The organism is Amycolatopsis sp. NBC_00348 (genome assembly GCF_036114655.1).
GTDB lineage: Bacteria > Actinomycetota > Actinomycetes > Mycobacteriales > Pseudonocardiaceae > Amycolatopsis.
This window is the reverse complement of the sequence record NZ_CP107994.1, coordinates 2,585,435-2,597,289: the sequence shown is the minus strand read 5'-3', so window position 1 is coordinate 2,597,289 and position 11,855 is coordinate 2,585,435. Positions and strand designations below refer to the sequence as shown.

The window sequence follows — 11,855 nt, the reverse complement described above, 5'->3', positions numbered from 1 at the left end:
ATCGGTTAGCCTTACCTAAAATTGGTACCAGTCGGAGGTGCGGTGCGAACAGACCCCGGAGGTATCGCTCTCACGCGACGCCCGCCACACACGGGCCGCGCGATCGGGTTCCTCGCCGCCCTCGCGGTCCTCGTTCTGCTGTGCCTGCTGAGCATCTGGCTGGGGTCGAAGGAGATCTCGTTCGGCGCCGTCTGGCAGGTGCTGTGGCACAACGACGGCTCCGCCGACGCCGTGATCATCCACAGTGTCCGGATGCCGCGGACGCTCCTCGCGGTGCTGGTGGGCGCCGGTCTCGGGCTCGCGGGCTGCGTGATGCAGGCGCTGACCCGCAACCCGCTGGCCGACCCGGGCCTGCTCGGCGTCAGCGCCGGGGCCGCGTTCGCCATCGTGTTCTCGATCACCGTGCTCGGCGTCAGCTCGGCCTACGGCTACATCTGGTTCGCCTTCGCCGGTGCGCTGGCCGCGACGACCGTCGTCTACTTCCTCGGCACCCGCGGCCGTGCCGGGTCGAGCCCGGTCAAGCTCGCGCTCGCCGGCGCCGCCGTCACGGCGTTGCTCGCCTCGTTCACCAGCGCGATGGTGCTGTCGGACCCGGTGGCGCTCAACCGCTACCGCTTCTGGTCGGCGGGCTCGCTGGCCGGCGTCGACAGCAGCGCGCTGCTGCAGGTCCTGCCGTTCCTCGTGATCGGCGTGGTGCTGGCGATCGCGAGCGGCCCGGCGCTGAACAGCCTCGCCCTCGGCGACGACGTCGCGATCGCGCTGGGCCGCAAGCTCGGCCCGCTGCGGCTGCGCGGTGCGCTCGCGATCACGTTGCTGACCGGTGCGGCCGTCGCCGTCGCCGGGCCGATCGTCTTCCTCGGCCTGATCGTCCCGCACGCGGTGCGGTTCGTCATCGGCCCGGACCACCGCTGGCTGCTGCCCTACACCGCGGTGCTCGCGCCGTGCCTGCTGCTGGCCGCCGACATCCTCGGCCGGATCCTGGCGCGGCCCAGCGAGATCCGGGCCGGCGTGATCGTCGCGTTCCTCGGCGCGCCGTTCTTCATCTACCTGGTTCGCCGGCGCAAGCTCGTGGAGACCTGACATGGCCTTGCTCCAAGCGCGACGCACCTTCCGGCTCACGACACCGCCGGTGTCGGGCCGGTTCCGGCCGCGGCTGCTGATCGTCTGCCTCGTGCTCGCCGTGCTGACGTTCGTGCTGTTCTGCGTCGGCATGACGATCGGCGACGTCCCGATGAGCGTGTCCGACGTCCTGTCCGGCCTCTTCGGCGGCAGCGACAGCGGAAACGGCTACATCGTGCAGGAACTGCGCCTGCCCCGGGCACTCACCGGGCTGCTGGCCGGGATCGCGTTCGGCGCGTCCGGCGCCGTGTTCCAGACCATCACGCGCAACCCGCTGGCCAGCCCGGACATGATCGGCATCAACGCGGGCGCGGCCACCGCCGTCGTCGCCGGGATCGCGTTCGGCTTCGGCGGCGGGCTCGGCACGACGACGCTGGGCCTGTTCGGCGGGCTGTTCACGGCGGTGCTGGTGTACGCGCTCGCCTGGCGGCGCGGCACCACCGGCTACCGGATCCTGCTGGTGGGCATCGGAATCTTCGCGATGTGCACCAGCCTGACCGACTACCTGCTCAGCCGCGCGCAGATCACCGAGGCGCAGGCGGCGATCGGCTGGATGGTCGGCAACCTCGCCAACCGCGGCTGGGAGCACGTCATCCCGTTGCTGGGCGCGCTGTGCGTGCTGCTGCCGGTGGTGCTGGCGCTGTCGCGGTGGATGAGCACGCTGCTGCTCGGCGACGAGGTCGCGGCCGGGCTCGGCACACCGGTGCAGCCGGTGCGGCTGGGCCTGCTGCTCTCCGGCGCCGGCCTGGTCGCGTTCGCGACGGCGTCCGCGGGCCCGATCTCGTTCGTCGCCCTGACGGCACCGCAGATCGCGCAACGGCTCGCGCGGCTCTCGTCGCCGCCGATCACGGCGTCCGCGCTCACCGGCGCGGTCGTGGTGCTGGGCAGCGACATCATCGCGCGCGAGATCACCGCGTCTGCGCTGCCGGTCGGCATCGTCACCGGCATCCTCGGCGCCCCGCTCCTGCTCTGGCTGCTGGCCAGGGCCAACCGATCCGGTTCCGGAGGCTGACACATGACATCCGACGCCCCCTCGCTGCGGGTGGAGCAGCTCCGGGTCGCCTACGACGACCGGGTGGTCATCGACGGCCTCGACCTCGACATCCCGCCGGGTGAGATCACGGCGATCATCGGCGCCAACGCCTGCGGGAAGTCGACGCTGCTGCGCACCCTGGCCCGGCTGCTGACGCCGAAAGCGGGCGGGGTGTACCTCGACGGCCGGTCGATCCACGACCTGCCGACCCGCGAGGTCGCCCAGCGCCTCGGCATCCTCCCGCAGTCGCCGGTGGCGCCGGAGGGCATGACGGTGGCCGACCTCGTCGGCCGCGGCCGCGCCCCGCACCAGAGCTGGTGGCGCCAGTGGTCCACTTCGGACGAAGGCGCGGTGCGGGCCGCTCTGGCGGCCACCGAGCTGACCGACCTGGCCGACCGGCCGGTCGACGAGCTGTCCGGCGGGCAGCGCCAGCGCGCGTGGATCGCGATGGCCGTCGCGCAGGGCACGCCGGTGCTGCTGCTGGACGAGCCGACGACCTACCTCGACCTGGCGCACCAGATCGACGTGCTCGACCTGGTCGTCGACCTCAACCGCGACGAGGGCCGCACGGTCGTGATGGTGCTGCACGACCTCCCCCAGGCGTGCCGCTACGCCGACCACGTCATCGCCATGAAGGCCGGCCGGATCGTGGCGGCGGGCAAGCCCGTCGAGGTGATCACCGAGGAGCTGGTCGAGGAGGTCTTCGACGTCCGCTGCCAGGTGACCCCGGACCCGATCAGCGGCACGCCGATGGTGATCCCGATCAGCCGTCACCACCCGGCACCGCTCTCCTGAAAAGCCGTGAAGGCCTCCTTCCCGGCTCTTATGGCCGGGAAGGAGGCCTTCACGGCTTTCGGGGATTCCCGGGTGACAGGACGGCGGCCGGCGCGCTAGCCTCGGCGTGTTCTGGCCCCTCCTCGGTTCCGGACGTCACGTCCCCGAGGACCGTCCGGCCACTCCCCTCCAGGAAGCAGAGCCATGTTCGTGCTGCCCGAAATCACCACCGGATCCGAGCGTCTCCTGCTGGAGGCGACGATGGACCGCAACCGCCGCGCGGTCGCCGACACCGCGCGCGGCCTGTCCGACACCGACGTCCGGACGCGGCTCGTCGCGTCGTCGACCACGCCGATCGGCCTCGTCAAGCACGCCGCGATGGCCGAACGCCGCTGGTTCCAGCTCCTGCTGCTGGGCCTCGACGAGGCCGGCTGCGACGGGCCCACGACCCCCGGCGACGCCAGTTTCGTCGTCGCCGACAGCGAAACCCTCGACGACGTGATCGCCGAGTTCGAGCGGGCCGCCGCACGCTCACGCGAGATCGCGGCCCGCTTCGACCTCGACGACACCTGGACCCACGACGTCCTCGGCGAGGTCAACCTCCGGTTCGTCTACCTGCTGCTGATCGAGGACTTCGCCCGCCACGCCGGGCACGGCGACATCCTCCGGGAGCAGCTCACCGCGCGCTGACCGCGTACTCCCCCTCCGGCGCAGCGACCACCCGGCGGTCCACAATGGACTGCAGGATCTCGCCCACCCGCACCGCGGTGTTGGACAGCAGCGACGACGTGATGCCGTGCGTGTGCTCGGTCCCGCCCTGCAGGTAGATGCCGCCGCGCAGGGCGGGTTCCGTGGTGATCCGGTAGTCGCGCTCGACGCGCAGCCGGCCCTCATCGTCCCGCGCGCACTGCGGACCCAGCTCGCCGAGCAGCGGCGTCGGGTCGGCGGGGCGGTAGCCGGTCGCGTAGACGACGGCGTCGGCCGCCAGCACCGTGCGCTCGCCCGTCGTGAGCGACTCGACCGTCGCCGAGACGGCCGCGCCGGTGTCGGTCACCTCGACCGGGCGGGAGACGTTGAACAGCCGCAGCCGCTCCACGCCCAGCACCTTCTCGCGGTAGACGCGGCGGTAGAGCTCGTCGATCAGCTCGACGTCGACGGCGGAGTAGTTCGTCGCGCCGTGGTAGCGCATCAGGCGGTCCTTGACCGGCTCACCCGCGCCGTAGAACTGGTCGACGGCCTCCGGGTCGAAGATCCGGTTGGCGAACGAGCTGTCGTCGGCCGGGCTGTAGCCGTAGCGCGCGAACACCGCGCAGATCTCGGTGTGCGGGAACTCGTCGTGCAGCAGGGCCGCGACTTCGGCGGCGCTCTGCCCGGCGCCGACCACGACGAACCGCTTCGGCTCGGTGCCGCGCAGGCGTTCGACGCGGAAGAGCAGCTCGCTGTTGTGCCAGATCCGCTCGCCCGCGGTGACGCCTTCGGGCAGCTGCGCCCGCAACCCGGTGCCCATGACCAGGTTCCGGGCCCGCAGCGACGTGCCGTCGGAGATCTGGACGTCGAAGAACTCGACCTCCGCACCGTCGTAGACCGGCTTCACGGACACGACTTCGGTGCCGTACGAGACGACGTCGTCGACCTTCGCCGCCGCCCACTCGAAGTAGTCGTGGAACTCGACCCGCAGCGGGAACAGGTTCTTGTGGTTGATGAAGTCCACCAGCCGCCCGGCGGCGTGCAGGTAGTTGAGGAAGCTGAACTCGCTGGTCGGGTTCCGCATGGTGACCAGGTCCTTGAGGAACGAGACCTGCATCGTCGCGGTGTCGATCAGCATCCCGCGGTGCCAGCCGAAGCGGGGTTGCCGCTCCAGGAAGTGCGCGGTCACCGGCTTCCCCGCGCCGGCGTTGTGCTCGGCCAGCGCGATCGCGAGGGCCAGGTTCGAAGGTCCGAAACCCACCCCGACGACGTCGTAGATCGGGACCTGTTCGCCGGCCTCTGCAGTCATGTCGCTCCCTCGCACACTCCGGTAACGTTCAGGGAACCCTAACCTAACTTAGGCGAGCCTCGCCTAGTACGTTCGTGGTGATGTTCGTCCCCCGACTACGGAAAGGCATTCTCGAATGCGCGTGGCGATGTTCGGCTACCAGACCTGGGGGCACCGGACCCTCCAAGCGCTCATCGACGCGGGCCACGAGGTCGCGCTGGTGGTCACCCACCCGAAGAGCGACCACGCGTACGAGCGGATCTGGGCCGACTCCGTCGCCGATCTCGCCGAGGCGAACGGCATCCGCGTCCTGCTGCGCAACCGCCCGGACGACGACGAGCTGCTGGCCGAGCTGAAGACGGCCGAGCTCGACCTGATCGTGGCGAACAACTGGCGCACGTGGCTGCCGCCGGAGATCTTCGACCTGCCGCGCCACGGCACCCTCAACATCCACGACTCGCTGCTGCCGTCCTACGCCGGGTTCTCCCCGCTGATCTGGGCGCTGGTCAACGGCGAGCCCGAGGTCGGCGTCACCGCCCACATGATGGACGGCGAGCTGGACGCGGGCGACATCGTCCTGCAGCGCGCGATCCCGGTCGGCCCGGCCGACACGACGACGGACCTGTTCCACCGCACGGTCGACCTCATCGCGCCGATCACGGCCGAGGCGATCCAGCTCATCGAGACCGGCTACACGCCGGTGCCGCAGGACCGGTCGAAGGCCAGCTTCTTCCACAAGCGCGCCGCGCGCGACAGTCTCATCGACTGGACGTGGCCGGTCGAGGACATCGAGCGCCTGGTGCGCGCCCAGTCCGACCCGTACCCGAACGCGTTCGCCTACCACCGCGGCCAGGAGCTGCGCATCACGAAGGCGTCGGTCTCGCAGGGCCACTACGGCGGCACACCGGGCCGCATCTTCATCAAGGAAGCCGACGGCGTGGTGATCGTGGCGGGCCCGGAAGCCCGCCGCGGCCGGTCCCCCGGCCTGCTGGTGGAACGAGTCCGCACGGCGGACGGCACGGAACTCCCGGCGGCCGACTACTTCACGACCATGGGCGGCTACCTGACCGACCGCCCCTGAGACGCCGAGTGGTGCTGTTGGCGGATCCGTGGCGAGGCGCCGGTGAGCGGTCTGCCGCGGCTGGTCGTGAGTGTTTAGGGCGGTTCTAACCGCCCTAAACACTCACGAGGGCCGTGGCAGACCGCGGAGGCTGGATTCGCCGACAGCGACCGGCGGCGCGGCAAAGGACTAGCGCAGCGGCACAACGCCGTCGGTCAGAGTCCCCGCGATCCGGCGGTGAACGGGGTGTTCCCGCGGCGCGGCCACGCCGTACACGGCCGCCAGCACCTCGGCGAGGTCGGTCAGCAGGTCGGGCCCGGACAGCTCCGGTGGCCCGTAGATCCGGCCGGGGGGCTTGAAGAACAGGCGGCACGGCACGTCCTCGCCCGGGCCGAGGGCGGGCTGCCGGTAGTCGACGGCCAGTTCGCGGCAGCCGACGCGGAGGAACGGGGCGCAGTCGGTGCCGGGGCCGAGTTCGGCGTACCAGCCGCGGATCTCGGGCCGGTCGGCGAGCAGCCGCTGTTCGAGCCGGGCGACGAGCGCCGGGAACCGGCCCGAACCGCGGAGGGGGGCCGCGAACGTGACGTAGCCCAGCAGCGCGGCCGCGGTCAGCGTGTGGAACGACGCCATCCCCGACGGCTCCGGGTCGGCCGGGGCCGCGCGCAACGCCCACAGGTGGTAGTCCTGCTCGGCGACCGCGTGCCGGAACTCGTCCTCGCCGACGGCGGTGGGGCCGGGCGGGAACGCACCCTGGTAGACCGCCAGGGTGCCGGCGAAGTCCCGGTCGTCCGGGCCGGTCACCGCGTGGACGTCGAGCGGCCGGGCGGCCTCGCGACCGGTGTAGCGGTCCAGCGGCAGCCGGCCGACGTCGTCCCGCGCGCTCAGGTGCGCGGCCATGCGCCGGTACTCGGGCGAGTCCTCGGGACGGTCGATCCGCATGGCCAGCCGCAGGTATTCCCGGACGACGAGGGTGATCGCGGCGGCCGGGACGCGATCCCGCCAGGCCGCCGACAGCGGTTTGCAGATCAGGATCAGCCCGGTCACCGGAGCTTGCCCCGGCGACAGAGCGGGCTGCCGGTAAGGGAAGTCGAGGCCGGCGTAGCCGTACCGGTGCCAGATCAGCGCCCGCGCGACCGGGTCGAGGTTGTCGGCGAGTGCCGACACCGCCCGGGGATCGTTCATCTCGGCCACTACGCCGGCGAGTTCGCGCCCGCCGCCGGCGGCGTCGGCGGCCAAGACCGCTTCGATGTGATCCATCAGGGCCCGGCCGACGCCCCGGCCGCGCACGTCGGGCGAAACGAGCAGGTACTCGATCACCCCCGTGGCGGGTTCGGCCAGGTAGTCCGCGATCACCGCGCCGGCCAGCAGCTCGCCGTCGAAGGCGAGGACGATGTGGTAGTTGTTCTCGCCGTACCAGCCGTGTCCCTTCAGCCGCAGGTAGCCGGCCATGTTCTCCAGCGACTCGCGTTCGTCCGGATCGGGGAACAAGCTGACGTAAAGGGTCCCGTGGAACCCGGCCAGCACGGAGAGGTCGTCCGGGGCGCCGGTGAGCTCGCGGAAGGTGATCACTGCCGGCTGTCTCCGCTGATCGTGCCGAGCAGCCGCTGGAAGTCCCGCGAGCCGAGCGCCGGTTCCCCGGGAACGAGGAAGCCGGACTTCTGCAGCAGTTCGAGCTTGCCGTGGCGCTCGCTGACGTACGCGGCCTTGTGCGCCAGGCTGTCGAGGTTGTACCCGATCGCGTCGACGTTGGTCAGGTCCGTGTGCTCCCACAGCAGGTAGCAGTCGCCCAGCCGTGGCGGCTGGTCCTCCGGGGCGTCGTCGGTGGCCCACCAGCACTGCCAGACGTAGGCGGAGTAGTAGTCCGGGATCTCGAGCAGCGGGTCGAGCCGGTGCTGCTCGGAATCCAGCAGCAGGCAGTAGTCGAACTCGCCCTGCCACCGCTCGGCCGCGGCGCCCAGCGCCGGGTTGCGCGTCATCAGGTGGGACCGGTGGCAGAGCAGCGCGGTGACCTCGGCCTTGAGCGCGCCGACCCCGCGTTCCCGGAACATCGGCATGATCCCGCTGCGGATGGCCCGGCCCTTCTCACCGACCGCGGCCACGAGGATCGAGTTCGCCTCGTCGCCCCGGCCGAGCTGGCCCAGGAAGAACCGGGACCGGTCCGGCCCGTCCTCGCTCGTGAAGTCCCACGACGGCGCCCACTCCTCGAACCCCGCGTAGGTCCACTGCTGGATTCCGTTGCCGTGCACCGGATCCGAGCCGCCCCTGGCGCGTTCCCACCAGCCGGCGTTGAGCAGCACGGCGGGCGAGAACACGCCGGTGACGCGCACCGGCTCGGGGTGCCGCGGCGGCCGGGACGACGGACCGAGCCGGGCCCGGAGCTGGTCGACGTCCAGCACTTTGGGCAGCCGGTCCCGGCGAGGCACCGACGACGGTGTACCGCCGACGAAGTCGGTCGTGTGGAGCACCTTCTGCAGCAGCAAGGTCAGCGGGTCCGCGATCTCGGCCCGGATGATGTCGGCGATCAGCCCTGGCCGGTAAGGGATCCCCACGCCGATCGAAAGGGGGCCGAGCTTGCCCGATATATGCCACAGGGACTCGGTGTCCGAAACGCCGCCCCGATTGACCGCCATGTCTCCGCCCATCCGCTCGCTCGCCGAACGGGTGGTAGGTCGGCGGCGTACTGGGCACCGTTACATCGGCTGTCGGTACTGGATCAACCGAGGATCTTGACCATGGTGTCGGCGTCCGCGGAACCCGCTCCCACGACTTCGTAGCCCTCCGCGAGGTACAGCCGCCGGGCGAAGTTCTTCCGCTCGACGCTGAGGCTGATCCGCTCGACGCCCGCCGTGCGGGCCCGGTCCTCGGCGGCCCGCAGGAGCGCGCGGCCGACACCCCGGCCGCGCCAGGCGGCCACCACGCCGATCGACAACTCCGGGGCGTCGGCGGCGACGAACCCGTACCCCGGGTCGTCGGCCGTGAAGAACCGCAGCCACGCCGCGCCGACGCGTTCGCCGTCCGCCTCGGCGACCACGCCCAGGTCGTCCGGCCGCGGCCACCCGGCGACGTAGTGCGCGGTGTCGGGGGCCAGCAACACCCGGCGGCGGCTCTTCTTCTTCCACTCCGGCGACCAGTTGACGGCCGCCACGAGCATGTCGGTCAGGAAGCCGGCGTCGTCGCGAGTCGCCTCGCGGAGGTTCACAGCTCGCGGACCTTGCCGCCGGTCACCTCGAAGCGGCGGGTGACGTGCACGGCGTCGAGCATCCGGCGGTCGTGCGTCACCAGCAGCAGCGTGCCCGGGTAGCGGTCCAGGGCCGCCTCGAGCTGCTCGATCGCGGGCAGGTCCAGGTGGTTGGTCGGCTCGTCGAGCACCAGCAGGTTGACGCCGCGGGCCTGCAGCAGCGCCAGCGCCGCGCGGGTGCGCTCCCCCGGCGACAGCGTCGCGGCGGACCGCAGCACGTGCGCGGCCTTGAGCCCGAACTTCGCCAGCAACGTCCGGACGTCGGCGTCGGGCAGCTCCGGCACTTCACGCGCGAAGGCGTCCGCGAGCGGGCCGTCGCCGAGGAACAGCTTGCGCGCCTGGTCGACCTCGCCGACCACGACGCCCGAGCCGAGCGCCGCATCGCCTTCGTCCGGGGACAGCCGGCCGAGCATCAGCGCCAGCAGCGTCGACTTCCCGGCGCCGTTCGCGCCGGTGATGGCGACCTTGTCCGCCCAGTCCACCTGCAGGTCGACCGGCCCGAGGGTGAACCCGCCCCGGCGGACGACCGCGCCGCGCAGGGTCGCGACCACCGCGCCCGCCCGCGGGGCCGCGGCGATCTCCATCCGCAGCTCCCACTCCTTGCGCGGCTCGTCGACGACGTCCAGGCGCTCGATCATCCGCTCGGTCTGCCGCGCCTTCGACGCCTGCTTCTCCGTGGCCTCGCTGCGGAACTTGCGGCCGATCTTGTCGTTGTCGGGCGCCTTCCGGCGGGCGTTCTTGACGCCCTTCTCCATCCAGCCCCGCTGCATCCGCCCGCGGGCCTCGAGCGCGGCCTTCGTGCCGGCGAACTCGTCGTAGTCCTCGCGGGCGTGCCGCCGCGCGACCTCGCGCTCCTCCAGGTAGGCGTCGTACCCGCCGCCGTAGGTGTTGACCTGCTGCTGCGCCAGGTCCAGCTCGACGACGCGGTCGACCGTGCGGGCCAGGAACTCGCGGTCGTGGCTGACCAGCACAGTGGCCGAGCGCAGGCCGGTGACGAACCGCTCCAGCCGGGCGAGGCCGTCCAGGTCGAGGTCGTTGGTCGGCTCGTCGAGCAGGAAGACGTCGTAGCGGCTCAGCAGCAGCGACGCCAGCCCGGCGCGCGCGGCCTGGCCACCGGAGAGCGACGTCATCAGCTGGTCCAGGTCGATGGCCAGCCCGAGGTCGGCGGCCACCTCCGCGGCGCGGTCGTCGAGGTCGGCGCCGCCGAGGGCGAGCCACCGGTCGAGCGCGGTCGCGTACTGGTCGTCCGAGCCGTCCTCGCCCGCGGTGAGCGCCTCGGTGGCCACGTCGAGGTCCGCTTGCGCCGCCGAGACGCCGGTGCGGCGCGCCAGGAACGCCCGCACCGACTCGCCTTCGCGGCGTTCGGGCTCCTGCGGCAGGTGCCCGACGGTGGCGGTCGGCGGGTTCAGCCGCACCTCGCCGTCGTCCGGGCGGGCCAGGCCGGCCAGGGTCCGCAGCAGCGTCGACTTGCCGGCGCCGTTGACGCCGACCAGGCCGACGACGTCGCCGGGCGCGACGACCAGGTCCAGACCGGAGAAGAGGGTGCGATCGCCGTGGCCCGCGGCCAGGTCCTTCGCGACGAGAGTTGCGCTCATGAGGTAGCCGAGTCTACGGGCACGTGGTGAACTGTCAGATCAAGGTCAATGACACCGCCTGTGTGTGTCCGGTGGCGCTTTGATCACTCAGTGTGGGTAACCTGTTCGGTTGTCGATACCCCGCAGCAGTGAGGTCGGTGAACACAGAATGGGCGAGCCCGCTTCCCCGGTCACCCTCGGCCGAAGGCCGAAGGCGAGGGAAGGCCGCGCGTCGGCGCCACGGCCGACGGTCAGCCGCCGTCGCGAGGTGAGCCACGCGAGCGCGCGTTCGCTCCTGATGACCGTGCTCGGCGAGTACGCGCTCCCCCGCGACAAGCCGGTCTGGACGTCGATGCTGGTCGAGGTCCTCGGGATCCTCGACATCGAGGAGAAGTCTGCGCGGCAGGCGCTGGCCCGCTCCGCCGCCGAGGGCTGGGTCGTCTCCGAGCGCGTCGGCCGCCGGGTGCGGTGGTCGCTGACGCCGCCGGGGCGCCGGCTGCTGACCGAGGGCGCCGACCGGATCTACGCGTTCGGCCGCGAGGCCCGCCCGTGGAACGGGCAGTGGCTGATGCTGATCGTGTCCGTGCCGGAGGCCAAGCGCGACCTGCGCCACCGGCTGCGCACGCGCCTGACCTGGGCGGGCTTCGGCTCGCCGGTCGCCGGCGTCTGGGTCAGCCCGGACCTGAGCCGCCAGCGCGAGGCCCAGCAGATCGTCACCGACCTGGGTCTCGAAGCGCAGGCCATGTCGTTCACGTCGACCTACGGCGAGGTCGGCGAGCAGGAGACGATGGTCGCCCGATCGTGGGACCTCACCGAGCTGAAGGACCGCTACGAGGACTTCATCGACCGCTTCACCGGCCTGAACCCGACCGGCGGCCGCGCGGTGCTGCGGGCGCAGACCGAGCTCGTGCACGAGTGGCGGCGGTTCCCGTTCCTCGACCCGCAGCTGCCCGCCGAGCTCCTGCCGGCGAAGTGGAGCGGGACGAAAGCCGGGGAGCTGTTCCATCACATACACGTCGACTGGCGCCCCGACGCCCAGCAGTATTGGGACGACATCGTCGAAGCCGAAGAAGCAGGGTGAG

At 71.7% G+C, this 11,855-nt stretch carries 11 protein-coding genes; 6 read left to right on the top strand and 5 right to left on the bottom strand.

All coding sequences use genetic code 11. The features are described 5' to 3' along the window. The first annotated feature begins 42 nt into the window (after window positions 1-42). The 4 genes from OHS58_RS11720 (at window position 43) to OHS58_RS11705 (ending at window position 3,616) form a co-directional block, all read left to right on the top strand. Window positions 43-1,080: a FecCD family ABC transporter permease gene (locus OHS58_RS11720; protein ID WP_326953136.1), complete on the top strand. Its 1,038-nt coding sequence runs from the start codon at window positions 43-45 to the stop codon at window positions 1,078-1,080. A 1-nt stretch (window position 1,081) separates the two neighbouring features. Further along, complete coding sequence (locus OHS58_RS11715) at window positions 1,082-2,131, top strand: FecCD family ABC transporter permease (protein ID WP_326953135.1); 1,050 nt, start codon at window positions 1,082-1,084, stop codon at window positions 2,129-2,131. A 3-nt stretch (window positions 2,132-2,134) separates the two neighbouring features. Next, complete coding sequence (locus OHS58_RS11710; protein ID WP_326953134.1) at window positions 2,135-2,947, top strand: ABC transporter ATP-binding protein; 813 nt, start codon at window positions 2,135-2,137, stop codon at window positions 2,945-2,947. 183 nt (window positions 2,948-3,130) lie between these two features. Further along, window positions 3,131-3,616, top strand: coding sequence for a DinB family protein (locus OHS58_RS11705; protein WP_326953133.1), 486 nt, complete (start codon window positions 3,131-3,133; stop codon window positions 3,614-3,616). Here OHS58_RS11705 and OHS58_RS11700 read toward each other — a convergent pair. Then, a complete protein-coding gene (locus OHS58_RS11700; protein ID WP_328648241.1) occupies window positions 3,603-4,922 on the bottom strand; it encodes a lysine N(6)-hydroxylase/L-ornithine N(5)-oxygenase family protein in 1,320 nt (439 codons plus the stop codon). The genes OHS58_RS11705 and OHS58_RS11700 overlap by 14 nt on opposite strands. Before the next feature lie 115 nt (window positions 4,923-5,037). Here OHS58_RS11700 and OHS58_RS11695 point away from each other — a divergent pair, with 115 nt between their 5' ends. After that, window positions 5,038-5,982, top strand: a complete 945-nt coding sequence (locus OHS58_RS11695) for a methionyl-tRNA formyltransferase (RefSeq protein ID WP_328648240.1) — start codon at window positions 5,038-5,040, stop codon at window positions 5,980-5,982. Between the two features lie 168 nt (window positions 5,983-6,150). Here the strand turns inward: OHS58_RS11695 and OHS58_RS11690 are convergent, their stop codons facing one another. From OHS58_RS11690 to OHS58_RS11675, 4 genes are all read right to left on the bottom strand, one after another. After that, entirely contained in the window at window positions 6,151-7,530 is a 1,380-nt protein-coding gene (locus OHS58_RS11690) for a GNAT family N-acetyltransferase (RefSeq protein WP_328648239.1), read from the bottom strand. Beyond that, window positions 7,527-8,510 carry a hypothetical protein gene (locus OHS58_RS11685; RefSeq protein ID WP_326949823.1) on the bottom strand — a complete coding sequence of 328 codons (984 nt, stop codon included), beginning with the start codon at window positions 8,508-8,510 and terminating at the stop codon, window positions 7,527-7,529. Before OHS58_RS11685 ends, OHS58_RS11690 begins: the two co-directional genes overlap by 4 nt. Window positions 8,511-8,674: 164 nt before the next feature. Beyond that, the gene (locus OHS58_RS11680; protein ID WP_328648238.1) at window positions 8,675-9,160 is read right to left on the bottom strand and encodes a GNAT family N-acetyltransferase; all 486 of its coding nucleotides are present in this window, start codon (window positions 9,158-9,160) and stop codon (window positions 8,675-8,677) included. After that, window positions 9,157-10,794 (bottom strand): ABC-F family ATP-binding cassette domain-containing protein, encoded by a 1,638-nt coding sequence (locus tag OHS58_RS11675; protein ID WP_328648237.1) that lies wholly within the window; start codon window positions 10,792-10,794, stop codon window positions 9,157-9,159. The genes OHS58_RS11680 and OHS58_RS11675 overlap by 4 nt, the downstream gene beginning before the upstream one ends. A gap of 148 nt (window positions 10,795-10,942) precedes the next feature. On the opposite strand from OHS58_RS11675, the gene OHS58_RS11670 reads away from it, so the two are divergent. After that, window positions 10,943-11,854, top strand: a complete 912-nt coding sequence (locus OHS58_RS11670; protein ID WP_256474818.1) for a PaaX family transcriptional regulator — start codon at window positions 10,943-10,945, stop codon at window positions 11,852-11,854. Window position 11,855: the final 1 nt, after the last annotated feature.